The 25,174-nt window shown below is 39.2% G+C and carries 17 protein-coding genes, 5 tRNA genes and 1 pseudogene; 10 read left to right on the forward strand and 13 right to left on the reverse strand.

Annotation, left to right across the window (positions count from 1 at the left end; all coding sequences use genetic code 11):
- The first annotated feature begins 17 nt into the window (after nt 1-17).
- The 3 genes from ACLKL2_RS14740 (at nt 18) to glnB (ending at nt 5,358) form a co-directional block, all read left to right on the forward strand.
- Entirely contained in the window at nt 18-1,979 is a 1,962-nt protein-coding gene (locus ACLKL2_RS14740; protein WP_413692309.1) for a hypothetical protein, read from the forward strand.
- Nucleotides 1,970-4,501, forward strand: coding sequence for a pilus assembly protein (locus ACLKL2_RS14745; RefSeq protein WP_413692310.1), 2,532 nt, complete (start codon nt 1,970-1,972; stop codon nt 4,499-4,501). The genes ACLKL2_RS14740 and ACLKL2_RS14745 overlap by 10 nt, the downstream gene beginning before the upstream one ends.
- 518 nt (nt 4,502-5,019) lie before the next feature.
- Nucleotides 5,020-5,358 (forward strand): nitrogen regulatory protein P-II, encoded by a 339-nt coding sequence (gene glnB, locus ACLKL2_RS14750; protein WP_113819966.1) that lies wholly within the window; start codon nt 5,020-5,022, stop codon nt 5,356-5,358.
- A gap of 113 nt (nt 5,359-5,471) precedes the next feature.
- On the opposite strand, the gene ACLKL2_RS14755 is transcribed toward glnB, so the two are convergent.
- A complete protein-coding gene (locus ACLKL2_RS14755; RefSeq protein ID WP_413692311.1) occupies nt 5,472-6,155 on the reverse strand; it encodes an outer membrane protein assembly factor BamD in 684 nt (227 codons plus the stop codon).
- Nucleotides 6,156-6,422: 267 nt separating this feature from the next.
- On the opposite strand from ACLKL2_RS14755, the gene rluD reads away from it, so the two are divergent.
- The 3 genes from rluD (at nt 6,423) to clpB (ending at nt 10,886) form a co-directional block, all read left to right on the forward strand.
- Entirely contained in the window at nt 6,423-7,406 is a 984-nt protein-coding gene (gene rluD / locus ACLKL2_RS14760) for a 23S rRNA pseudouridine(1911/1915/1917) synthase RluD (RefSeq protein WP_413692312.1), read from the forward strand.
- An 8-nt stretch (nt 7,407-7,414) separates the two neighbouring features.
- Complete coding sequence (gene pgeF / locus ACLKL2_RS14765; protein WP_413692313.1) at nt 7,415-8,158, forward strand: peptidoglycan editing factor PgeF; 744 nt, start codon at nt 7,415-7,417, stop codon at nt 8,156-8,158.
- Between the two features lie 157 nt (nt 8,159-8,315).
- Entirely contained in the window at nt 8,316-10,886 is a 2,571-nt protein-coding gene (gene clpB / locus ACLKL2_RS14770) for an ATP-dependent chaperone ClpB (protein WP_413692314.1), read from the forward strand.
- A gap of 61 nt (nt 10,887-10,947) precedes the next feature.
- On the opposite strand, the gene ACLKL2_RS14775 is transcribed toward clpB, so the two are convergent.
- The 3 genes from ACLKL2_RS14775 to nagB are packed head-to-tail and all read right to left on the reverse strand — an operon-like array spanning nt 10,948 to nt 14,173.
- Complete coding sequence (locus ACLKL2_RS14775) at nt 10,948-12,153, reverse strand: ROK family protein (RefSeq protein WP_413692315.1); 1,206 nt, start codon at nt 12,151-12,153, stop codon at nt 10,948-10,950.
- A gap of 55 nt (nt 12,154-12,208) precedes the next feature.
- Complete coding sequence (gene nagA, locus ACLKL2_RS14780; RefSeq protein ID WP_413692316.1) at nt 12,209-13,360, reverse strand: N-acetylglucosamine-6-phosphate deacetylase; 1,152 nt, start codon at nt 13,358-13,360, stop codon at nt 12,209-12,211.
- A gap of 12 nt (nt 13,361-13,372) precedes the next feature.
- Entirely contained in the window at nt 13,373-14,173 is an 801-nt protein-coding gene (nagB, locus tag ACLKL2_RS14785) for a glucosamine-6-phosphate deaminase (RefSeq protein ID WP_413692317.1), read from the reverse strand.
- A gap of 342 nt (nt 14,174-14,515) precedes the next feature.
- Here nagB and ACLKL2_RS14790 point away from each other — a divergent pair.
- From ACLKL2_RS14790 to glnS, 3 genes and pseudogenes are all read left to right on the forward strand, one after another.
- Nucleotides 14,516-15,348, forward strand: a pseudogene (locus tag ACLKL2_RS14790) (PTS transporter subunit EIIC); the annotation flags it as partial.
- A gap of 12 nt (nt 15,349-15,360) precedes the next feature.
- Nucleotides 15,361-15,900 (forward strand): glucose PTS transporter subunit EIIB, encoded by a 540-nt coding sequence (locus ACLKL2_RS14795; protein ID WP_413694336.1) that lies wholly within the window; start codon nt 15,361-15,363, stop codon nt 15,898-15,900.
- A 220-nt stretch (nt 15,901-16,120) separates the two neighbouring features.
- Nucleotides 16,121-17,782 (forward strand): glutamine--tRNA ligase, encoded by a 1,662-nt coding sequence (gene glnS, locus ACLKL2_RS14800; protein ID WP_413692318.1) that lies wholly within the window; start codon nt 16,121-16,123, stop codon nt 17,780-17,782.
- Between the two features lie 66 nt (nt 17,783-17,848).
- Here the strand turns inward: glnS and ACLKL2_RS14805 are convergent, their stop codons facing one another.
- The 4 genes from ACLKL2_RS14805 to ACLKL2_RS14820 form a co-directional block, all read right to left on the reverse strand.
- Complete coding sequence (locus ACLKL2_RS14805) at nt 17,849-18,544, reverse strand: exonuclease domain-containing protein (protein WP_413692319.1); 696 nt, start codon at nt 18,542-18,544, stop codon at nt 17,849-17,851.
- A complete protein-coding gene (locus tag ACLKL2_RS14810; protein WP_413692320.1) occupies nt 18,544-20,388 on the reverse strand; it encodes a DUF294 nucleotidyltransferase-like domain-containing protein in 1,845 nt (614 codons plus the stop codon). The genes ACLKL2_RS14805 and ACLKL2_RS14810 overlap by 1 nt, the downstream gene beginning before the upstream one ends.
- A gap of 85 nt (nt 20,389-20,473) precedes the next feature.
- The gene (locus ACLKL2_RS14815) at nt 20,474-22,192 is read right to left on the reverse strand and encodes a sodium:solute symporter family protein (RefSeq protein WP_113817615.1); all 1,719 of its coding nucleotides are present in this window, start codon (nt 22,190-22,192) and stop codon (nt 20,474-20,476) included.
- A gap of 15 nt (nt 22,193-22,207) precedes the next feature.
- Entirely contained in the window at nt 22,208-22,471 is a 264-nt protein-coding gene (locus ACLKL2_RS14820) for a DUF4212 domain-containing protein (protein ID WP_113817614.1), read from the reverse strand.
- 545 nt (nt 22,472-23,016) lie between these two features.
- On the opposite strand from ACLKL2_RS14820, the gene ACLKL2_RS14825 reads away from it, so the two are divergent.
- Complete coding sequence (locus ACLKL2_RS14825) at nt 23,017-24,171, forward strand: PilT/PilU family type 4a pilus ATPase (RefSeq protein WP_113817613.1); 1,155 nt, start codon at nt 23,017-23,019, stop codon at nt 24,169-24,171.
- Between the two features lie 187 nt (nt 24,172-24,358).
- Here the strand turns inward: ACLKL2_RS14825 and ACLKL2_RS14830 are convergent.
- The 5 genes from ACLKL2_RS14830 to ACLKL2_RS14850 form a co-directional block, all read right to left on the reverse strand.
- Nucleotides 24,359-24,434: transfer RNA gene (locus ACLKL2_RS14830), tRNA-Asp, on the reverse strand.
- A 106-nt stretch (nt 24,435-24,540) separates the two neighbouring features.
- Nucleotides 24,541-24,617: transfer RNA gene (locus tag ACLKL2_RS14835), tRNA-Asp, on the reverse strand.
- A 76-nt stretch (nt 24,618-24,693) separates the two neighbouring features.
- Nucleotides 24,694-24,769 (reverse strand) — tRNA-Asp (locus ACLKL2_RS14840).
- A gap of 57 nt (nt 24,770-24,826) precedes the next feature.
- A tRNA-Asp gene (locus tag ACLKL2_RS14845) sits at nt 24,827-24,902 on the reverse strand.
- A 74-nt stretch (nt 24,903-24,976) separates the two neighbouring features.
- Nucleotides 24,977-25,053, reverse strand: a tRNA-Asp gene (locus ACLKL2_RS14850).
- Nucleotides 25,054-25,174: the final 121 nt, after the last annotated feature.

Genomic DNA, 25,174 nt, shown 5'->3' on the forward strand with positions numbered 1-25,174 from the left:
TCAATAGGGATATTATTGTGGAAAAAATATTATTAAGGACAATGTTATTAATCGCTGGTTATTTACTGCCCATTGCAGTGAATGCTAGTAATCTCGATTTAGCAACTAAACCGCTTTATACAGGAACATCTGAAGCACCTATGATGATGCTTACCATGGGGCGAGATCATACTTTGTTCTATGAGGCCTATAATGACGCCTCTGACCTTGATGGGGATGGAGAGCTTGATACTACTTTTAAGCCAGATTATACCTATGAAGGCTACTTTGACTCAACGGCTTGCTACAAATACAGAAGCGGTAAATCTAGGTTTAAGCCTAAAACGATTGAAACCGTTTGTTCAAATAATAATTATTGGAGTGGTAACTTTCTTAATTATTTAACCATGACTCGTATGGATGTGTTACGTAAAGTGCTTTATGGCGGAACAAGAAGCACTGATGATGAAGATGAAACGATTCTAGAGCGTGTTTTTATCCCGCAAGATGCTCACAGTTGGGCTAAAGCTTATACATCAGTCGAAGTTGATGGCTACGATATCTCAGACTATACCCCTTATTCTTTACCTGACTCAGGAAAACAGCATTTTTTTGGTACTGTCACTTATAGCGGATTAGGGGAAGACCCTATTTTACGTGTGCGTGAAAATATTAGTTATTCTAGCGACGATTGGGGTGTGTGGAGTTGGGCATCAACAGAGCGTCCGGTACTTGATGCAAGTGGAGATGACTATGTTGTTAGAGTAGAAGCCTGTGTTGATGGCTTTACCGATGGTAATAACTGTGACTTATACCCTAGTGGCAATTATAAACCAACCGGCTTACTCCATGATTATGGTGAGACAGATCAAATGTTATTTGGTTTATTAACAGGGAGTTATAATAAAAATTTATCGGGTGGTGTATTAAGAAGAGCGATCAGTGAGTTTTCAGAAGAGGTAGATAGCGATACTGGACAATTCACTTCAACTGAAGATGGTATTGTTGCAACGATTGATAAATTACGAATCCACGGTTTCAATTATAGTAATAAGACTTATGCAACAAACTGTGGATGGGTTGTTGATGGGGCCATTTCTGATGGTCAATGTGCTTCATGGGGGAATCCTGCTGGTGAAATGCTCTATGAAGCAATGCGTTATTACTCGGGAGTAGAATCTGCTAGCCCTAGTTACGCAACGTCAGGAAGTTATGATGCAGAAGTTGGTTTAACTAGCCCTGATTGGGATGACCCATTTGAAGATCGTGGCACTTGTGCAAACCCTAATGTACTGTTAATCAGCGACATCAGCCCTTCTTATGACTCTGATCAGTTACCTGGCGTATATAGTGAGTTCACCAAGTCAGCGAATAATGATGAAACTTATGATGGAACAACACTGCCAGGTTTTAGTGTCAGCGATTTACTTGAGACTATTTCTACTTCAGAAGGTAAGATATCTGGTCAGTTTTTCATTGGACAATCAGGTACCGATAATGATGGTGCTCCTACCGCCAAAGATATTACAGGTTTAGAGTCAGTACGTGGGTTAGCACCTGCAGAGCCTACTAAAAAAGGTAGTTACAGTTCAGCGGCTGTTGCTTATTACGGGCATAGAAACGACATACATTTAACAAAAGATGAAGATCAAAATGTAACGACTATGGTGGTTGCATTGGCCTCTACTTTACCAGAAATTGAAGTTGATGTTGACGGTGAAGTTATGAAAATAGTGCCTTTTGCTAAGTCGGTTGGTTGGGGCAATAAAATATCCGCCGATGAAGGTGATTTTCAGCCAACGAACTCGATTGTTGACTGGTACATCGAATCGATTACAGATACTAAAGGTGTCTTCCGCATCAATTATGAAGATGTAGAGCAAGGTGCTGATCATGATATGGATATGATAGTAAAGTATACTTATGAGGTAAAAGAGGGCTTTGTAAAACATACGACAGCGATGGCGATTGTACAGAAACGGCTAAAGGTGTGGAAATAACACTTGATTCTACTTATGCTGCAGGTGGTGTTGACCAACACGCAGGATATATTATCTCTGGAACAACAAATGATGGTATGTATCTAGAAGTAAAAGATGTTAGTGGTGCTAATATCAAATACTATTTAGATACGCCTGATAGCACTGTTTATGATAATCGTGATATCAGTGGTAGTACTAGTAATTTAGGCTTATACGCAACTCGTAATTTTTTCCCTAGTGATGAAAGTGCTGCAGAGTTTTTACCTTCACCACTTTGGTATGCAGCGAAATGGGGCGGCTTTACAGATTCTGATGGTGATGGTACTCCTAACCTAGATAGCGAATGGGATACCAGCGGCGCTGATGACGGTGGTGCTGATGGTGACCCTGATAACTACTTCCCTGTAACTAATGCCGGCGAGCTAAAAGATCAATTAGCTGCTGCATTTGATTTGGCTTACGATGGTCTGTTAACAGGGGCTTCTGCGACTTACTCTTCTAATCTATTAAGCAGTGGGTCACTCGCTTATCAATCTTCATTTGAAGAAGAAACATGGAATGGCGACGTCAATGCTTATCAAGTTAGCTCAGATGGAGAGTATGCAAGTAATGCTACATGGAGCGCTGCAACGCAATTAGATGCAATGGATCCAGATAATAGACATATTTATACCCGTAGCAATGAATCGTCGCTATTAGGATCACAAGGAGCTGTTTTTGAGTTTACGACTTCGGCAATAAGTACAACATTGTTGAGTAGTTTAACGGATAGCCTAACGTCGGTAAGTACTAGTACCTTAACGGACTCTTTTTCAGAGAGTCAGTTATTTAGTTTATTAGGCGATGTGACTGGTTCAACAACTGAAAAATTAGCTTATTTAACCAATGTTGTAGGCTACATTCGTGGAGACCGTGATAACGAGGTGACAACCGTTGTTGATGGGTTTAGAGAGCGAAGCAGTGTTTTAGGGGATATCGTTAATGCAAGCCCTTATTATGTTTCTAGCGCTAAAGACCATACTGTCGCGACGGAAGTAGTCGCTTTTGCTGCAAACGATGGCATGGTACATATCGTTGATGCCGATGATGGTAAAGAGTTAGCCGCTTATATACCAAGTGGCGTTTATGATGCGTTAGGTAACTTAGTCGATAGTGCTTACATCCATGAATACTCCGTTGATGGAGGCCTTAATGCTTACTCTGATGAAAATGACTTAATTGATGTCGATATAAATGGTGTTTCAACAGAAGTCGCTAGGACTACATTAGTAGGTCGATTAGGATTAGGAGTAAAAGGCCTTTACGCCATTGATGTTTCAGATATCAGTAACCCTACTACGGATATGATGAGGTGGGAAATTACCACTGATACGGATGGTTTTGAAGGTCTCGGGTTAAGTGTTTCTGAGCCAACTATTGTGGAACTGGCAAATGGTAAAGCGAGTGTTGTGTTTGCAAATGGTTATAACTCCACGGATGATGAAGGGGCTATTTATATTGCAGATTTGACTGATGGCAGTTTAATCAAGAGGTTAACTGTTGGAGTGCAAACAGATCCAACTGGAGAAGATAGACCTAATGCATTAGCTCAACCTTTATTAGTTGATAATAATAGCGATGGTATCGCTGATTACCTCTATGCTGGGGATCTATTTGGTAATATGTGGGCATTTGATATCTCTAGTGAGGACCCGAGTGAATGGGGAATTAAAAAAACTGCGGGAGCACCTTTATTTACAGCACTCAGCCCAACGTTAGATAATCAAGAATATATGTCTCAGCCTATTACTAGTCGCCCGTCTGTTGTGCGTCATCCAGATGGTGAAGGTGTTTTAATTGCCTTTGGTACTGGTAAATATGTCGAATCAGATGACACTTCTGCTGATGATCAAGCCACACAAAGCTTTTATGTGGTGGAGGATAACTTAGGCAGTGCTGTCGTTACAGCTGTACGATCATCTTCGGGTTTTAGTAACCTACAAAAACAATCAATAACCAAAGAAAGTAGTACTAATCGTCTTTTATCTAGCAACTCATTAAACTGGGATGAGATCAGTGGTTTCTATATTGATTTAGTGAATACTGAAGATGGTAATACTAACAACTATGGTGAACGACAAGTGGTGGCTAGTACTGTTTTAGGAACCAAAGTAAGTTTTGTCACCTTAATTCCTGGTACTGACCCTTGTGTTGCTGGTGGAACAGGTTGGTATATGGAGTTAAACCTTTATACAGGACAAACTTGGGATACAGGTACCGAAGTGGAAGATGATCCATCAACAACGGTCGATGAATCTGAAGAGATTCCAACGGATAGTTCGAATCAATTCTTAGACGGTGTTGCTACAGGGCTTAGTTCAGTGGCCTCTGTTACCACTTCAACTGAAACTATCACTAATGAAGATGGTACAACAGAAGAGGTGACAGTATTTGAAAGCGCTGAAGGGCTAACCTGTATTACGTTGAGTACTAATAAACAAACTTGTTTTGAGGATGATTTAAATATTACTGGACCAGTAAGTTGGCGTCAGCTCTATTAAATTATTAGCATCTAACTAACTATTAGAAGGGTCACAAAGAGATATTCATTTGTGGCCCTTTTTTATTATTACGACCCATCTTAAATAAGTAGGTATAGAAGTAATACCAATTATATTAAATAATTGATCTAAATTTTGCGACGGAAAAATGGCTTAGTTTGAGGCGTAAGTTGATGTAAATGGTTGTTCCCTATACGAAACTTACAACGAAAAAATAAGTTGTTTTAACAAGTAAAATAGATCAGTTACTTACTATGATTGGTATAAATAATGGATGTTAATATTTACCTAATAGCTTCTAAATTATGCTTAATGCCTTACAAGTACTCCATAAAAATAGTTTGTATTATTCACTCCATAACAGATCACATTTTGCATATATTTCAGCTTTTCCATTAGAAAGTTTGTTTTTTATTGAATTCTGAATAGTGTAGTATGCGCTAATTAATCTTACATCTTGTATTAAAATAGCAGGCTATTTAGAAAGATATCTTTGCCATTAACCTTAAGAGTTTATTATGAAAAAAATTGAAGCGATTATTAAGCCATTCAAAATGGATGATGTACGTGAAGCATTAGCAGACATTGATATTACTGGTATGACGGTATCTGAAGTAAAAGGGTTTGGTCGCCAGAAAGGCCACACGGAGCTATATCGTGGTGCTGAGTATATGGTTGATTTTCTACCAAAAGTAAAAATCGAGCTAGTGGTAAAGAAAGAGTATGTAGAACGTTGTATCGAAGCGATTATGAAAACCGCACAAACTGGTAAAATTGGTGATGGTAAAATCTTTGTTACTTCAGTTGAGCGTGTAATACGAATTCGTACCGGTGAAGAAGATGGTGAAGCTGTTTAATTTTATTGTCATTACACTTTTAGAATGTAATTGCTTTAAATATTGAATGGGTAGATTAAAAAAGGAGAACGATGTTCTCCTTTTTATTTATCTATTTAAAAAGTGGGAAGTGACTACCAATCAAATAGTTTTAGGCTGCCACCACGTTTTACGATTTTATCATCAGGATAGTTTAAGGCTAAAATAGCCAAGGCATTTTTCTTAGGCTCTTCTAACCCTAGTTCTTCATAAGCTTCTATCATAATTTCTAACGCATCTTTAACGGCATGGGTATCAGGGTAGTTATTCAATACAATTTTACTACGGTTGATAGCAGCGATATAAGCTTCACGTTTGATATACCATTCTGCAACAGCAACCTCGTATCGTGCGACACGATCTTTTAGGTAAACCATACGTTGTCTAGCATCTTTAGCATATTCGCTATCTGGGTAGTTGGTTAAGATACGGTTAAAATCTTTAAAAGCACGCTGTGAATAACTTTGGTCCCGGTTGAAACGGTCTACACCAAATAAGTTTTGGAAAAACTGTTCATCAACAGTTAGATTCGTTAAGCCACGCATATAATAGACGTAATCTAAATCTTTATGCGTTGGGTTTAGTCGAATGAATTTGTCTATGTTAGCCAGTGCAAGTGCCATATCACCTTGCTTATAGTAAGTATAAATAAGGTCTAGTTGTACTTGTTCTGAGTGAGGGCCGAATGGATAACGGCTATCTAAAGCCTCTAAAATTTCAGCGGCTTTTTCAAAATTAGCTGACTCTAATGCGGCAGTGGCATCCTGATATAATGCCACTGGTGGCTTATCAGCGACTTTAGGTTTAGTATTTTTTTCGATGAACAGCCCGAAATAAAAATGGCGATGAAAAAACTGGTCGTTATTAGTCTAAGGATTTTATTCATAAGTGTTATAATGTCGGCCAATATTAAAAAGTAACAGTATCAGCTATCGTTGAACGAAATAAAAGTAAAAAAAGACAAAATGTGACAAGATTAGGTTGTTAAACGATATACTTTTTAAAAAATACATAATTACAGCGCAATATTAAAAGAAGAGAACATTATGAGCCAAGCAATACACCTAACTGCAGAAGTAACAGATGAACAGTTAGGACTTCGATTAGACCAAGCGGTTGCAGCACTTTTCCCTGACTATTCACGCTCTCGTATTAAAGAGTGGATTTTAGCTGGTTTGGTACAAATCGATGGCACGGTTTCATCGACGCCACGTGAAAAAGTTTTTACTGGGCAAGTACTCGAGGTCAATGCTGAATTAAAAGATGAAGTGACTTTTGTCGCGCAAAAAATTGAAATCGATATCGTTTATGAAGATGAAGATATTCTAGTGATCAATAAACCTGCAGGTTTAGTGGTTCATCCTGGTGCTGGTAATGCTAGTGGTACCTTGTTAAATGCATTGTTATACCATTACCCAAGCATTGCTGAAGTACCACGTGCAGGTATTGTGCATCGTTTAGATAAAGAAACTTCTGGATTAATGGTGGTGGCTAAAACTGTACCCGCTCAAACGCATCTAGTAACCAGTTTACAAGCTCGTCAGATGACGCGTGAGTATGACGCTATTGCTACTGGTTGTTTTACGGCGGGTGGTAAAGTGGATGCACCGATTGGCCGAGATAAAGTACATCGTACTAAAATGGCTGTAAACCACACTGCTGGTAAAGAAGCGATCACTCATTACCGTATTTCTGAAAAATATCGTGCACATACTCGTTTACGTTTACGTCTAGAAACAGGTCGTACTCACCAAATTCGTGTCCATATGATGTCTATTAGTCATGTATTAGCGGGTGACCCAGTTTATGGTGGTCGTCCTCGTCCGCCAAAAGGAGCTTCTGTTGAGTTGAGTGAAGCATTGCGCGGATTTAGACGCCAAGCTCTACATGCAACTATGCTTCGTTTAGAGCATCCGATCACAGGTGAAGAGATGGAGTGGCATGCTGAGCCACCAGAAGACTTTAAAGTGTTAGCGGCTGCTTTACGTGCAGATGCGATTGCCCATGAAAACCAATCTCAAGATTACTAAAATCTGCAATGCAATTAATTAAACCTAATTGGGATGCTCCCGCTCATGTTCATGCTTACTCTACCACGCGTTTAGGTGGAGTGAGTGAGCAACAGTACGCGGGGCTAAACTTAGGTTTACATGTACAAGACGATCCTAACAGTGTGGCGACTAACCGACAATTACTGAGTAAACAGGCACAAGGTGCTGGCGATTTTTGTTGGTTAAATCAAACCCACAGTAATAGGTTAATCAAGGTATCCGCTTCAACTAAGCAAGGTATTGATGCGGATGCGAGTTGGACAACTTCTACAGATTGTACTTGTGCGGTGATGACAGCAGATTGTTTACCTGTATTAATCACTGACCAACAAGGCTCTTTTGTCGCTGCGATACATGCAGGATGGCGTGGTTTATATGACGGTATCATTGAAAATAGCATTACGACTATTAGTAAAGAGCTGGAAATACCTAGCCAGCAATTATTAGTGTGGTTAGGGCCTTGTATTGGCCCTGAAGCTTTTGAGGTAGGTGATGAAGTACGTCGTTTATTTGCAGAGCATGAACCATCGGCTACACATGCTTTTATTGCAGGCTCTCCTGGCAAATGGTTCGCTGATTTACACGCTTTAGCAAGGTTACGTTTAACAGGTTTTCCTGGTGTTAATATTAGCGCTACACCATTATGCACCTACAATGATCCTCATTTATTTTATTCCTACCGCCGTGATGGACAAACAGGGCGTTTAGCAACTTTTATTTATTTGAACTAAAGCTTTCATCTTTCTATTAATGGCTTATTAGCACTAGCTATTGATTGCATAAACAAAAAATACCGCTTGCAAATTATACAATTTATTTTTTAATTTACCTTGAATTTATAATCTTTATACCCATTTATAAAGAGTAATCTTTGTTGGGAGAATTAAGATGCGTTTAGATAAATTAACCAGTAAATTTCAATTAGCATTAGCTGATGCTCAGTCTATTGCTCTAGGTCGTGACCATCAATATATTGAGGCCACACATGTCCTATTAGCCATGTTAAATCAAGATGGTGGCGCGATCCGCGGTATCTTGTCTGATCTTGAAATTAATATAAATCTATTACGCTCACAACTATCAACTATGCTCGATAAATTACCTAAAGTATCTGGTATAGGCGGGGATGTGCAGCTATCAAGTCAGCTGGGTATTACCTTTAATCTATGTGATAAATATGCACAGAAAGCCAAAGATAAATTCATCTCTTCTGAACTGTTTCTGGTCGCAGTATGTGAGGGTAAAGGTGAGTTAGGAAAAATGCTTAATGAACTTGGTCTAACTAAGCAAAAAGTCGAAGAGTCATTAAAGAAAATTCGCCAAGGTCAGCATGTTGATGATATTGATGGTCCTGAAAAAGTATTAGATAAATATACTATCGATCTTACCGAGCGTGCCGCAGCAGGTAAACTTGACCCAGTGATTGGGCGTGATGATGAAGTGCGTCGTATGGTGCAGGTATTACAACGTCGTACCAAAAATAATCCAGTGATAATTGGTGAACCCGGTGTCGGTAAAACCGCCATTGTAGAAGGGCTTGCACAACGTATTATTAATGGTGAAGTACCCGAAGGCTTGAAAAATAAACGTGTTCTATCTTTAGATATGGGGTCATTAATTGCAGGGGCTAAATACCGAGGCGAATTTGAAGAGCGTCTAAAAGGGGTATTGGCTGAACTCGCCAAAGAAGAGGGGCAAGTGATCTTGTTTATTGATGAGTTGCATACCATGGTCGGTGCCGGTAAAGGCGATGGTGCGATGGATGCGAGTAACATGCTAAAACCCGCTTTGGCACGCGGTGAACTGCACTGTGTCGGAGCGACAACGCTAGATGAATATCGCCAATATATCGAAAAAGATGCCGCATTAGAGCGCCGTTTTCAAAAAGTACAAGTTGATGAGCCTACTGTTGAAGATACGATAGCTATTTTACGTGGTTTGAAAGAGCGTTATGAGTTACATCATAAGGTGCAGATAACCGATCCGGCGATTGTAGCGGCTGCCACCTTGTCACATCGTTATATTTCCGATCGTCAGCTGCCCGATAAAGCGATTGATTTAATTGATGAAGCAGCTTCTAGTATCCGATTGCAAATGGACTCTAAGCCGGAGCATTTAGATAAATTAGGCCGTAAAATCATTCAATTAACCGTGGAGCAAAAGTCGCTACAAAATGCGACCGATGAAGCCAGCTTGCAACGTTTAAGTGATTTAGACCAGACCTTACAAAGTAAAGGTAAAGAGTATAAAGAACTTGATGAAGTGTGGAAAACTGAAAAAGCCGCGCTATCTGGCACACAAAATATTAAACAAGCGTTAGAGCAAGCGCGTTTAGACCTTGAAGTTGCTAGTCGGGCTGCAGATTTAACGCGTATGTCTGAACTGCAGTATGGTCGTATTCCAGATTTAGAGAAACAGTTAGACCTTGCTTCTCAAGCAGAGATGCAAGAGATGACCTTGTTAAAACACTCTGTGACCGAAAATGAAATTGCCGATATCCTAGCGCATTGGACAGGCATTCCTGTGTCTAAAATGCTTGAAGGCGAACGTGATAAGCTATTAAAAATGGAGAAACACTTACATTCTCAAGTCGTTGGACAAAATGAAGCAATTGAAGCGGTTTCTAATGCGATTCGCCGAAGTCGAGCTGGATTAAGCGATCCAAATCGTCCAATAGGATCATTCTTATTTTTAGGTCCAACGGGGGTAGGTAAAACTGAGTCTTGTAAGGCATTAGCAAGTTTCCTGTTTGATAGTGTTGATAACATGGTACGTATCGATATGTCAGAGTTTATGGAAAAACATGCGGTATCTCGCTTAGTCGGCGCGCCTCCTGGTTATGTTGGTTATGATGAAGGGGGATACTTAACGGAAGCAGTAAGACGCAAACCTTATTCAGTGATCTTATTGGATGAAATAGAAAAAGCGCATCCAGATGTGTTTAATATTTTGTTACAAGTATTAGATGATGGGCGTTTAACCGATGGCCAAGGGCGTACAGTGGATTTCCGCAATACGGTGATTATTATGACCTCTAATATTGGCTCAGAAGTGATCCAAAATGCGTTCCCACGAGCTGCTTATGACGATGTTAAGAATCAGCTATTAACTATTTTAGGAACACATTTTAAGCCTGAGTTCTTAAACCGTATTGATGAAACTGTAGTCTTCCATCCATTGAGCGAGAAACACATTAAATCAATTGCAACCATTCAGCTTCATACCTTGCAAACGCGTTTGAAAGCGAAGGGATATCAGTTGATGTTTAATGATGCGTCTATTGATCTGTTGGTCGAAGCGGGTTATGACCCAGTGTACGGTGCTCGACCATTAAAAAGAGCGGTACAACAGTTGCTGGAAAATGCGTTAGCTCAGAAGATATTATCTGGCGAATTAAGCACTAGCCATCCGATCTTAGTTGATGTAGCTGATGGGCAACTGGTGTTTGTTGAACAGTAGCCGTTTAAAAGCTGACTACTAACCCCCTAAAAACCTGAACAGTGATGTTTAGGTTTTTTTATTAGACTTTTATTCTTTGTAGCAGATCGCCTTCATAAATGGCTTGTTTGGTTAATGCAAACGCAGCTAGGGTAGGGTCGGTTGCTAATGTTGTAGGGATCACCGATAAATGGTCATGAAAGTCAGGTAAAGTTTGTGTCTCTGTGCATGCTTTGACTGTATCAAACACTAGGTTGCCGGCTAGGGTTATCTTACCTGTGATGACGATTTTTTCTGGACTTAATAAATTCACTAAAATGGCAATGCTTTTGCCTAAGTAGGTGGCAGCTTGTTGTACTATCGATTGACATAAAGGATCTTTATCTATTGCTGCTAAATAGATATCCTCAATAGTAAAATCTGAAGTATTAAGTGAAGAGGGACTACCTGCTGAGATTGCGGCTTTTACTTTGTCAAAAATAGCGTTGTCACTTACTTCTGTTTCTAAACAACCTATATTGCCACAGTGGCACTGTTTACCATTAGGATTGATCTGAATATGACCAATTTCACCAATATTACAGCTTTTTCCTAATAACACTTTACCTTCCATGATCACACCAGAACCAACACCATGATGCACACTCACTAGTATTGAGTCTTGGCATTGTTGTGTAGCACCAAAGTAATGCTCTGCTAATGCAAGGCAACGAGTATGATTACCAATAAACGTTGGAATATTAAAAGCTTTTTGTATCTCTTCTACTAATGCGATGTTCTGTAAGGGATAAGTTGCATGGTAAATCACTGTGCCAGTGTTAGGGTTCACCAAACCGGAAATAGTCATGGAAATCGCTGAGATCTTTTCATTAATCAACGCCGGTTGCGTGATGAATTTGGCTATTTCAGAGACAAAAAACTCAATTAAGTTAATACTATTATCGAGTAGAGGTATGGTGACCTGTTTACTGAGTTGTTTTGCACCAGATAATTTATAATGAGCAATGGAGAGTTGGGTTTGCCCTAATCTAATCGCGATAACATTAATGTTATGTGCATTGGGTGCAAGAGAAATCGCTCGTCGACCACCTGTTGAGGCTTGTAAGTCTACTTCAGAGATTAAGCCATTTTCCATCAACTGGCGGGTTATTTTGGTGACACTGGCAGGCGCTAAATGACTGATCTTAGATATTTTTACACGAGAAATAGGGGCATGTTGTTCAATGACTTTATAAATAGTCGCACTATTAAGTTGCTTTACCTGATCAAGGTTAACGATAGTGCTCATTGTGTTTGCCTCGTCCCCTACATTCATTCCATCTCTTCCTTTTAGTATCACTAATTTAAGCCGTCACTTTATGATACCCGTTAACAATGGTCGCGGTCACATTAAATTGCTGATCAAAAATTGCTAAGTTAGCTACTTTTCCTGCTTCAATGCTACCTAATTTGTGTTCTACTGCAATCGCTTTGGCTGGGTAGGTAGTTGCCATTCTAATCGCTTCATCTAAGGCAATACCTACTTGTTCAACACATTGTTGAATGGACTCTATCATGGTGACTGCTGAGCCGCCTAAAGTACCATCTTTACCAACACATTTTCCATTTTTGTAAAATACCTTGGTACCAACAAAATCAAATTGTTCAATATCAGCCCCGGCAGGCGCGGTGGCATCGGTAACTAAGATCAACTTATCACCTAGCAAGCGTTTAGATATACGGATATTTTCGTAAGCTACGTGGAAACCGTCAACAATAATACCTGCATAAATTTGATGATCGTAAACCGCACCCACTAAACCAGGCTCTCTACCTGTCATGGGAGACATGGCATTAAACAGGTGTGTGGCAAAACTAGCCCCCTGTGCGATAGCTAAGCTTGCTTGTTGATAACTGGCATTTGTATGGCCTAATGAAACAACAATACCTGCATCACTTAATTGTTTGATAAATTTAAGCGGCATTTTTTCTGGTGCAGTCGTTATTTTTTTCACTATATCTGCATTGTTGCAAATCAGATTAATCATCTCTGTTTCTGCGGGGCGTATCCATTGAGTGGGGTGAATACCTTTCTTTTCTTGATTGATATAAGGCCCTTCTAAATGTAAACCTAACACTTCATTGCTGGTGGTCTGCATATAATGACGCGTCGCCAATAGCGCATCTTTAATACCTTGGTCGCTGTCAGTAATAAACGTCGGGAGAAAGCTTGTTGTACCTGACTTTAGGTTTGCAGCTTGCATCGTTGAGAGTGTTTGCTCACTTTCTGCACCATTAAACATCACTCCACCACAGCCATTAAGCTGTAAATCGATAAAGCCAGGGCTGATATGTTGCCCTTGTACATCGATTTGAGTTATTGCTGGTGATAAATCTGCAATAGGCACAATTGCATTAATGAATTGCCCTTCAATAATCACTGCGTGATCTTTTAGAACTGATTCAGGGCTATAAATAATGCCATTAACCAATGCATACATGTTTACTCTCTCCATAAAATAGCCAGGCTATAGATTACCTAGGTTATCGGCTTCTACTTCTGTGAAATAATTTAAGGTTTTAACTTTTAGTTCGATGGTCGCATCTGCATCGCAGACAACCACAACCTTAGGGTGGAGCTGTAAGGCGCTCACTGTCCATTGCTGATTTACTGACCCCTCAACGGCGGCGTGTAATGCTAACGCTTTAGCGTGACCAGTGACAAGCGTTAAAATCTCTTCTGCATCTAAAAGGGTCGCAACGCCTATGGTTAAAGCCTGTTTAGGAACTTGATTGACGTCGTTATCAAAAAAACGCGAGTTAGCTAAGCGTGTATTAGAAGTTAAGGTTTTTGGGCGAGTACGCGAAGCGAGTGAGGATCCTGGTTCGTTAAAGGCGATATGACCATCATTGCCCATTCCCCCCATAAACAGGTGGATTTTACCATATGACTTTATTTTCTCTTCATAACGTTGACACTCAGCATTCAGATCTGTTGCTTGTCCATCGAGTAAATGAATGTTCTCTTTTTGAATATCTACATGGTTAAAGAAGTTGTTAAACATAAAGCTATAGTAACTTTCGGGGTGAGTACGTGGCAAACCAACATACTCATCCATGTTAAAAGTCACCACGTGTTTGAAGCTCACTTCACCTGCTTGATAAAGTGCAATTAATTGCTGATAAGTTGTTAACGGTGTGCCACCCGTTGGTAAACCCAGTACAAAAGGGCGGCTAGCCGTAGGCTGAAATTGATTAATTTTGTTGACTATATATCGTGCGGACCACTGGCCAACATGTAATGAGTTTTCAAGTGGAATTAGACGCATGTTTATCTCCAAATCATAAATAAAGTAATTAATTCGCGTTGATAATTAAGTTGATTGTAATAGCTAGCTAAACATAATGCTAGTACAATTTTAAGTGACTTGTATCACATAAACTCTTTGTTTTATTTGCACCTCATAGGAAAAACTTTAGAGTCATAGCTTGTTTTATAGACATGTTCAGGTGTTTTATAGGTTATTTATTACAAATTAAAATTAATAATTATCGATGCAAATTAAGTTAAATTATCAAGGAGCGTTACAGTGAATATATTAGGATATATGCAAAAAGTCGGAAGAGCGTTAATGGTGCCCGTTGCAGTATTACCTGCTGCCGCCATTTTAATGGGGATCGGTTACTGGATAGATCCTAATGGTTGGGGAGGGGATTCACCTTTAGCTGCTTTTTTGATTAAAGCAGGTGCTGCTGTTATTGATAACATGGCGTTATTGTTTGCTGTTGGTGTTGCCTATGGTATGTCTAAGGATAAAGACGGTGCGGCTGCATTATCGGGCTTGGTTGGCTGGTTAGTGGTGACTACTTTGTTATCGCCTGGCGCTGTTGAACAAATTACTGGTGAAGTTGCTCATGCTTCTTTTGGTAAAATTGAAAATCAATTTGTTGGTATTTTGATTGGTATTATTTCCGCTGAGTTATATAACAAGTTTTCAGATGTAGAGCTACATAATGCTTTATCGTTTTTCTCTGGACGACGTTTAGTACCGATTGTGGTCTCGATTGTGATGATCATTGTCTCGTTTATCTTAATGGCGATTTGGCCTGTGATCTTCTCTGGTTTACAGCATTTTGGAGAAAGCATTTCTGAAATGGGTGATATTGGTGCTGGAGTCTATGCCTTCTTCAATCGTTTATTAATCCCCGTAGGATTACATCATGCATTAAACTCTGTATTTTGGTTTGATGTAGCTGGTATTAATGATATTCCTAACTTCCTTGCTGGTCAGGAAACCATTACACAGTTTGCTGCGGAAGGAAAAACAGCATTAGGCACAGTCGGTATGTACCAAGCGGGCTTTTTCCCAATCATGATGTTTGGTTTGCCTGGCGCTGCCCTAGCAATTTACACTGCTGCTCGCACAGAGCATAAACAAAAAGTGGCATCTATTATGTTAGCCGCTGCATTAGCCTCTTTTTCACAGGGGTTACTGAGCCGTTAGAATTTTCCTTTATGTTTGTTGCGCCCTTATTGTATGTCGTGCATGCCGTACTTACTGGAATCTCAGTATTTATCGCTGCTAATATGGAGTGGATTGCAGGTTTTGGTTTCTCTGCAGGGTTAGTTGATATGGTGCTTTCTTCGCAAAATCCGTTAGCGAAACAATGGTATATGTTATTAGTTCAAGGTATTGTGTTCTTTGCTATCTATTACTTTGTTTTCTTGGGGTTAATTAAAACTTTAAACCTGAAAACACCAGGGCGTGAAGAAGATGAAGAGTCGCAAGCAGAAACTGAAACTAAGGTAGCGCAGGATAGTGATACATTAGCCAATGATTATATTGCTGCATTGGGCGGTATCAAAAATATCGAAGTGATTGATGCTTGTATTACTCGCCTACGTTTGACGCTTAAAGATCGTAATATTATTAAAGAGGCTAATTTAAAAATGCTGGGTGCAATGGGCGTGGTTAAATTAGGTGAAAAGAACCTCCAAGTGATTATTGGTCCTCAGGCTGAAAGTATTGCTAATCGTATGAAATTATTAAAATAATGTTACTTAATTTTTAGCTTTAGAGAGGCACGCTTTGCGTGCCTTTTTTGTTTCTGGAAATGGCCCATTAATAGCCAATTTTAACTTACTTATTTAATGTGTTTTATTTAACTACTGTATATCGTGCTGATAGTAGGTATTTTCTATGATTTAACTTGAGCTTAAGCCAAGAATATACGATGATTGTTGTTTTTATGAATCATGTCTTTTAGAGGTCAAAATGTCCGAGTTGGAAACACGCCCAAGTAACTTTATACGCACTATTATTGAAAACGATCTTGAGAGTGGTAAACATCAGACAATTCATACACGTTTCCCACCTGAGCCTAATGGCTACCTGCACATTGGTCATGCTAAATCTATCTGCTTAAACTTTGGTTTAGCTGAGGATTACCCAAATGCTGCCTGTAACTTACGTTTTGATGATACTAACCCAGTTAAAGAAGATGCAGATTATGTTGCTGCTATTGAAAAAGATGTGTCTTGGTTAGGTTTTGAATGGCAAGGTGACGTTCGTTACTCTTCAAACTACTTTGAACAGCTTTTTGATTATGCAGTAGAGTTAATTGAAAATGATAAAGCGTATGTTTGTGAATTAAATGCAGAACAGACACGTGAGTACCGTGGTACTTTGACCTCACCAGGTAAAAACAGCCCATTCCGTGATCGTCCTATTGCAGAAAGCTTAGATCTATTTAATCGTATGCGAGCAGGTGAGTTTGAAGAAGGCACGATGATGTTACGTGCTAAAATAGACATGGCTTCACCGAATATGAAAATGCGTGATCCGGTCATTTACCGCATCCGCTTTGCGCATCATCACCAAACAGGTGACAAATGGTGCATTTACCCAATGTATGACTTCACACACTGTATTTCTGATGCGATCGAAGGCATCACACACAGTTTGTGTACATTAGAGTTTGAAGATCATCGTCCACTATATGACTGGGTATTAGCTAATATCAGTATTGAGTATAAACCACGTCAAATTGAGTTTTCACGCTTAAATTTGCAATATACTTTAACTTCTAAACGTAAGTTAAATGCGTTAATCGAAGAAAACATCGTAACAGGTTGGGACGACCCTCGCATGCCTACTATTTCTGGTATGCGTCGCCGTGGTTACCCTGCTGCTTCACTGCGTGAGTTTGCTAAACGTATCGGTGTGACTAAGCAAGAAAATACGGTAGAACTTGCTTCATTAGAAGCTTGTGTACGTGAAAACTTAGAAGCTAACGGCGCACGTGCAATGGCCGTCATTGACCCAATTAAAGTGACTATCTCAAACTACGAAGCAGGTAAACTAGAGCAATTGATCGCACCTGCTCACCCTAAAGACGAAAGTATGGGGACACGTACGATTCCTTTCTCTCGTGAGTTGTATATTGATGCTGCTGACTTCCGTGAAGAAGCCAATAAAAAATACAAACGTTTAGTATTAGGTAAAGAAGTACGTTTACGTAATGCTTATATGATCAAAGCTGAAGAAGTGGTTAAAGATGAAGAAGGTAATATTACGGAAATCATCTGTTCATATGACCCAACAACATTAGGTAAAAACCCTGAAGATGGACGTAAACCAAAAGGGGTTATTCACTGGGTAAGTGCTGCATCGAATCACACAGCAGAATTCCGTATTTACGACCGTTTATTCTCGGTAGAAAATCCTGCTGCTGCTGAAGATATTCATACGGTACTTTACCCTGAATCATTAGTAGTGAAGCATGGTTTTGTGGAAAATAGCTTAGTAGACGCACAACCGGAAGTTGCTTACCAATTTGAACGTGAAGGTTACTTCTGTGCAGATAACCAAGATTCAAGTGCTGAACACTTAGTATTTAACCGTACTGTTGCACTTCGAGATTCATGGGCTGGTTAGTACCTACTCACTATCACTTTGAAAGCCTGCTTTAAGCAGGCTTTTTATTACCTTTTTTATTGTTTTTTAATACTTTCTCAGAATATCCTGCAGTTTAATATTGTCTAAACCACCCATTTTATTAAGTTGAGCTAATAGTAATTCTGCGCAAGCAAGCGCATCAGTTAAGGCATTATGTGCTGAATAAATTGGTAGGTGGTAACGCTCTCGACAGGCATTTAATCTTAACTCGCCATTTTTTATATATTGATTTTTCCGGTTTAAACGCTGTTTTTCTAGCTGTAAGGTGTCAATGGCAAAGAGTTGTTGTATTGGCATCCCTAACTTTAATAAAGCCTGCTCTAGAAACTGTATATCAAGTAATGCATGATGAGCAACCAGCACTTTATCCTGACATTGTTGCAACAACCACTCTACAATTTCTGAGGTCGCTAAGGCTTCTGTTAAATCTCTATCATGTACCCCATGAATAGTGGCACTCTGTCCAACACTACCTTGAATTTTTAGTAGCTTATATTGCGCATATTTAGGTTTAATTTGCCCGTTTATAATGGGGATAACACCAATACTTACCATCTCATCTTTTTTATGATTTAGCCCCGTCATCTCGATGTCTAAGGCTAATAAGTTAAGGTTGACGATTGGCTGATGTAGTTGGGTTAAGAGATATTGATAATGTGTTTTTAAGTGAGTGGGTTTATTGGACTTAGTGTTGTTAATAAGCCGTTTTAATTTGTACTGTAAGTGCCATTGCTGAAACATTAAAACTGCCTTAAGAATTTTAGTTTTATGGTACTTTGCGCCTCATAAATCACTTTAAAAGCATCCTTAAGTTGATGCCTTACTAGAGAGGAAAGGCTGTCGGGTAAAATGTAATTTGAAACTGTTTGTGCGTGGTCAAATTGATGCCCTTGATTGATGAGGCGTTTATGGGCGATAAACTCCCAAGCATCTAATAAATTCATGGCTAACTCTTTATCAATAGCAGACTGTTTAATTAAGCTTTGAATCCGTTTGTTAGTGTTCACTTCTTCGATACCAGCTGATAATGCATATACTCTAACAATATCATTAATTAACGCATTACCTTTATGTTTAAGGTCGATACCTTTTACTTCACTACCATCTCGTTCAAGCACAAAACTACGGAAAAAGCCTAATGGTGGTGTTGATTGCAGCGCATTTTGACTCACTGCAGCAATGAAAATATCATTGTTGCAAGTTCGACTTAGTACACTCTTTTGTAATTGCTCAAACAAACGTATATCACCGCAAATAGGGCGCATATCAAAGAAGATAGAAGCGTGTAATAACGCAGTGGGATCTGGCGTTTTTATCCATTGAGAAAACTGTTGTAACCATTGCTGTAGCGAGAGTTGCCATTCTGGATTTTGTGCCATGATATTGCCTGGGCAAAAAGGGAAGCCACACTCGTTCAATGCACTACAAACATATTCAGACAGCTGCTTAAAATATTTAGCCTCTTGTTCATTGGTTTCTTTTTCTAGTATTAGCGCATTATCTTGGTCTGAGCCTGCCATTTGATCCTGGCGTCCTTGAGAACCAAAGGATAACCAACAAAAACGCATCGGCTCGGGGCCAATATCCTGTTGTTTTAATGAAATTAAACGACGCGTTAAGGCATCTGTTACTGAGGTTAATATCCGGCCTATTTCACTAGCTTTGGCATCACTACTGATCAAGTTATATAATAAATCTGGTATTTTTTGACTGACTTGGATTAAAGACTCAAGGTCTGGTTGGCGTTGTATCTGCCCAATTAATAATAAAGGTTGTGAGCTTTGGCTTCGAATGAGGTCGGTGCTGGTAATCATCGCAATAGGTTGATTTTCACTCATCACGGGTAAGTGGTGGATATTGTTTTCACTCATTTTTAGCATCGCTTCAAAAATAAGAGAATCAGTTTCAATGGTTGCTGGGTCTTTGGTCATGGCTGTAGTAACCAATGTATTGCCATCTAAACCTTTAGCTAATACACGATTACGTAAATCTCGATCTGTTAAAATACCACATAATTGACCATTTTCTTCGACCACCAACGAGGATAAGCGATGATTGGCCATTAATAGTGCGGCTTCATGAATACTGGCCTTGCGTGAAATAGTGGTCAGTTGTTTAGACATGATATTGGTAATGCGTGCGGTATTAATAGCGCTGCGATTTAAAGAGCCTTGGTCACGTAATCGTTTTGCAAAGGCGCGATTAAAAAAACGGTCAAATTGATAACAATCGGCACGTAATTGATCAAATATTTTCGCGGGTAGGTGATATACCAATCCATCTTCTAAAATATGCACTTGATTAACGACCTTTTCTCCTGAAAGCATGCCGCTAAAACCAAAAAATTGTCCCTCTCCTATTCGATCAATCAATTCACCTTGTTGAGTACTGACTTCAAAAGCCCCACTACGTACGATATACAGTTGTGCTTCATTAGTATCCACATGTACTAGCTTCTGTGCTTTGCTGTAGTACACAATAGTTAATGCTTTACAGCATTGTTTAATGGTTTGTTCATGGAGCATATCAAAAGGGGCTAACTTGCGCATAAAGTCAAAAATGGGTTGAAGCTCGCTATTATCCATATCTGCCTTTTCCTTATTCATCTCAAGTTTATGTCGGTTATTTTTTGTTAAAAAAAGCGCCGAAGCGCTTTAAATTGAGATTACTCTAATGCTCTTGTGCTTCACCTGCTCCTTTAGGGAATCGAATAGACTCGACCATATCAACCACAGCTTGTGGTGTTGGCGCTGTCATTTTGCAGACTAAGATAGCTACTGCAAAGTTAACCACCATACCTAGCATACCTATACCTTCAGGTGATATACCAAATAACCAGTTTTCAGAGACATTACCTGCAGGGTTAATAAATTTAAAGTAAACGATATAAACCGTTGTAAACAATAAACCAGCTAACATCCCTGCGATAGCACCTTCTTTATTCATTTTTCTAGAGAAAATACCCATAGTGATCGCTGGGAATAAAGAGGAAGCGGCAAGACCAAAGGCGATTGCAACCACCGCAGCCACAAAGCCTGGCGGATTAATACCAAAGTAACCGGCCATGATAATACCTGCTGCAGAGGCTATCCGCGCATACATAAGCTCCTTTTTATCGGAAATATTGGGCATTAAGTTCTTTTTCAGTAAGTCATGTGAAACAGACGTTGAAATAACTAGTAGCAGGCCTGCTGAAGTAGATAATGCAGCTGCTAAACCACCCGCAGCCATTAATGCAATAACCCATGCAGGTAAATTTGCCATTTCTGGAGTTGCCAATACGATAATATCGCGGTCTACATTCATCTCATTTGTTTCTGTATTTGAGTAGAACATTTTACCGTCGTTATTTTTATCATCCCATTTGATTAACCCTGTTTTCTCCCAGTTTTCAATCCAAATTGGCGCTTCAGCATGGGGGACACCTTGGCTTTCTGGACCATTAATTGACTGAATCATGTTTACACGAGAGAAAGAGGCAAGTGCTGGAATAGTGGTGTACATAATCGCGATAAACAATAATGTCCACCCAGCAGAACTTCGTGCATCTTTTACTTTTGGAACAGTAAAGAAACGTACAATTACATGCGGTAAACCAGCGGTACCAAACATTAATGCACCGGTAATAAACAGCACATCAATCATATCTTTAGAGCCTTGAGTATATTGTGCAAAGCCTAACTCTGTAGACAGCCCATCAAGCTTATCAAGTAAATAGACACCCGAGCTATTACCCGTTGCGTCAAGTAACTCAGCACCGAAACCTAGTTGCGGGAAGATATGCCCTGTCATCATGATGGAAAGGAAAACAGCAGGTACCATGAAAGCAAAAATCATCACACAGTATTGTGCTACTTGTGTATAAGTAATGCCTTTCATGCCGCCTAACACGGCATAGAAAAATACCACGCACATGCCGATATATACGCCAGTATCAACATCTACTTCTAAGAAGCGAGAGAATACTACGCCTACACCACGCATTTGACCGGCTATATAGGTAAAACTAATGAAGATTGCACAGACAACGGCAACAGTGCGTGCTGATTGAGAGTAGTAACGGTCACCGATAAAGTCAGGGACGGTAAATTTACCAAATTTACGAAGGTAAGGAACCATTAATAAAGCAAGTAATACATACCCACCGGTCCAGCCCATGATATACACACTACCATCATAACCAACAAAAGAGACTATCCCAGCAAGTGAGATAAATGAAGCAGCTGACATCCAGTCTGCGGCGGTAGCCATCCCATTTAAAACCGGTGGAACCCCTCCTCCAGCAACGTAAAACTCTTTGGTTGATCCTGCTCGTGATTTAATTGCAATGCCAATATAAAGTGCAAAGGTAATGCCAACTACGATATAGGTTAATGTTTGAACATCCATCTTTATAACTCCTTGTTATTCGTCAACACCATATTTTTTGTCGAGAGCGTTTGAGCCTTTTACATATACAAAAATCAACAGTAAAAAGACGTAGATGGAGCCCTGTTGAGCGAACCAAAACCCTAATTTAAATCCCATGAAGCTGAATTCATTTAATATATCAACGAGTAATACACCACAGCCAAATGAGACAAATGCCCAAATAGCTAATAGCTTGAGTACTAGCTTGAGGTTTTCATCCCAATACCCTTTTGCTTTTTCTTCATTTTCAAAACTCACTGTTATTCTCCTTAATGTTATTAATCAGAAAAGGGACTAAGAATGAGCTTTATTTATGTATTTAAAAGGATCACTTTAAAACCTAAAATAAACTTTCACTTTTAATCACTTAACTGCATTGCTAAAGAAAAAATCTTCCATTTCGTCAAGTCGCTGTTAATAGTATGTTAATTTTTTTGTTTATCTATGGAGTGATGCAGAGCTAGATCATGTTTTGTTGAATAAAAAATGAGCTGTTAATCACAATAGTTATCTATTGAATTATTTTTGTGAGCTAAGATTATTTTTTGATGGGAATCGTTAAAAAAATTTAATAAGTAGATCACTATTTTAAATAAGCATCTAAAATTAAAATTAAGACGGGATTATAGAACTTGTTTTATGAGTTTATATCTAAATTTTTAAGCTATTTAATTATTTATCAATGACTTATCATTTACAGGTAATTTAATACTCATTTACATGGTAGCGTGAGCTGATAAGTAGTAAATTATTAAAACAACAAAAATAAAAAATAATGGAATATTTAAGGTGGGTGTACAGTGATGGAATTTAATACAATGTTGAGTCAATTATCCGAACAAGATGGTTCTGACCTTTATTTAGCAACGGGCGCGCCTCCTTCAGCTAAATTTCAAGGAGAATTGATTCCACTAAGTGAAATATCTTTTAAGCCAGGTGATGTTAAGGCTATTGCTTATGACATTATGGATCCTGAGCAAATAGAAGAGTTTGAACATACTTTAGAGATGAATTTAGCTATTTCTATCGGTGGAATAGGGCGTTTTCGTGTCAATATATTTAAACAGCGCAATGACGTCTCTATTGTTGTTCGTAATATTAAAATTAATATTCCTAAGTTTGCTGATTTAAGGTTACCTGAAATACTAAAAAAAGTAGTGATGGCTAAAAATGGTTTGATACTGTTTGTTGGCGCGACGGGGTCAGGTAAATCGACTTCACTAGCGGCTTTAATTGATCACCGTAATGAAAACTCATCTGGGCATATTGTAACCATTGAAGATCCCGTTGAGTTCGTTCATCGACATAAAAAAAGCATTATTAATCAAAGAGAAGTAGGGGTTGATACCCGAAGTTTTCATGCTGCGCTGAAAAATACACTAAGACAGGCTCCTGATGTTATTTTAATCGGTGAAATACGTGATACTGAAACCATGGAGCATGCATTAGCTTTTTCTGAAACGGGGCATTTAGTGTTATCTACACTGCATGCAAATAATGCAAACCAAGCGATTGACCGTATTATTAACTTTTTTACCGAAGAGCGACGTGCACAGTTATTAATGGATTTAGGTAATAACTTGAGGGCCTTTGTTTCTCAACGTTTAATTCCCACCATTGATGGTAAACGTTGTGCTGCCATTGAAGTCATGATGGGCACATTAACCATTCGAGACATGGTAAAACGCGGGCACTTTGAAAGCTTAAAAGAGGTGATGGAAAAGTCTAAAGAGTTAGGAATGCAAACTTTTGACAGTGCTTTATTCGATTTAGTGAAGGAAGGTTTAATCAGTGAGCAAGAGGCGATTAAAAACTCTGATTCTCCGACTAACTTAGCACTTAAATTTAAATTGGATAAAGGTAATTTTGTTGAAGCTGACGTGCAACCTAAAGCTAAAAGTAGCCTGAGTTTAGAGCCAAAGGGATTGGGTGACCTTAACGATTTAACTTATTCATAATTTTATAAGAATCAACACTAGTATTAATTAAGCGCTTCGGCGTTTTTTTATTGTCTATTTAACGGGAGTTAATAATAGATAAAAGAATGCTGTGTTAGATAATTTATTAAAATATAGATAAATATAATGTTTGGATTTTATATTATAAATAGAAGAAATATTTGAAAGGTAAACGTTTATACACTGTTGGCGGAGTGGACGGGACTCGAACCCGCGACCCCGGCGTGACAGGCCGGTATTCTAACCAACTGAACTACCACTCCTCCGAGTGTATAACAGTTATGTCTCTTTTCGATATTAATCGGTGGCGGGACGGACCAGTTATTTTTATCACTTTTTAATCGTTGTGATCACGATTTAACACACTGTTGGCGGAGTGGACGGGACTCGAACCCGCGACCCCTGGCGTGACAGGCCGGTATTCTAACCAACTGAACTACCACTCCACGAGTGTGTTACAGTTATCTCTTTTTCAAATTAATGATTGGTGAAATAAACCAATAAGCTTTTATATAATACTGTTGGCGGAGTGGACGGGACTCGAACCCGCGACCCCGGCGTGACAGGCCGGTATTCTAACCAACTGAACTACCACTCCACTGGAGTATTACAGTTCAAGCTTTGATAATTATCTACCATCTATTTAAAGATGAGTTGGCGGAGTGGACGGGACTCGAACCCGCGACCCCGGCGTGACAGGCCGGTATTCTAACCAACTGAACTACCACTCCACGTGATAATCATCAGTTCAACATTTAGATTTTTCTAGAAAATAGTGGCCAAAACATATTTATAAAATAAGTATTGGCGGAGTGGACGGGACTCGAACCCGCGACCCCTGGCGTGACAGGCCGGTATTCTAACCAACTGAACTACCACTCCAGAAAAATCAACGTTACATAATATGCAACTCTGTTGAGGCGCAGATAATACGGAGTTGCAGGTACTGAGTCAATAACGAAAAACAAAAAAAACACAATATTTACAAGGTAAAAGGTCTAAC

Source organism: Psychromonas sp. KJ10-2, assembly GCF_047323255.1.
Taxonomy (GTDB): domain Bacteria; phylum Pseudomonadota; class Gammaproteobacteria; order Enterobacterales; family Psychromonadaceae; genus Psychromonas.

Bases quoted from the DNA above. Each gene is read 5' to 3' on its own strand.
- ACLKL2_RS14815 (WP_113817615.1), bottom strand. From the start codon at position 22,192: ATGGATGTTCAAACATTAACCTATATCGTAGTTGGCATTACCTTTGCA.
- ACLKL2_RS14795 (WP_413694336.1), top strand. From the start codon at position 15,361: ATGTTTGTTGCGCCCTTATTGTATGTCGTGCATGCCGTACTTACTGGA.
- ACLKL2_RS14825 (WP_113817613.1), top strand. From the start codon at position 23,017: ATGGAATTTAATACAATGTTGAGTCAATTATCCGAACAAGATGGTTCT.
- pgeF (WP_413692313.1), top strand. From the start codon at position 7,415: ATGCAATTAATTAAACCTAATTGGGATGCTCCCGCTCATGTTCATGCT.
- glnB (WP_113819966.1), top strand. From the start codon at position 5,020: ATGAAAAAAATTGAAGCGATTATTAAGCCATTCAAAATGGATGATGTA.
- ACLKL2_RS14805 (WP_413692319.1), bottom strand. From the start codon at position 18,544: ATGTTTCAGCAATGGCACTTACAGTACAAATTAAAACGGCTTATTAAC.
- rluD (WP_413692312.1), top strand. From the start codon at position 6,423: ATGAGCCAAGCAATACACCTAACTGCAGAAGTAACAGATGAACAGTTA.
- nagA (WP_413692316.1), bottom strand. From the start codon at position 13,360: ATGGAGAGAGTAAACATGTATGCATTGGTTAATGGCATTATTTATAGC.
- nagB (WP_413692317.1), bottom strand. From the start codon at position 14,173: ATGCGTCTAATTCCACTTGAAAACTCATTACATGTTGGCCAGTGGTCC.
- clpB (WP_413692314.1), top strand. From the start codon at position 8,316: ATGCGTTTAGATAAATTAACCAGTAAATTTCAATTAGCATTAGCTGAT.
- ACLKL2_RS14810 (WP_413692320.1), bottom strand. From the start codon at position 20,388: ATGGATAATAGCGAGCTTCAACCCATTTTTGACTTTATGCGCAAGTTA.
- glnS (WP_413692318.1), top strand. From the start codon at position 16,121: ATGTCCGAGTTGGAAACACGCCCAAGTAACTTTATACGCACTATTATT.
- ACLKL2_RS14775 (WP_413692315.1), bottom strand. From the start codon at position 12,153: ATGAGCACTATCGTTAACCTTGATCAGGTAAAGCAACTTAATAGTGCG.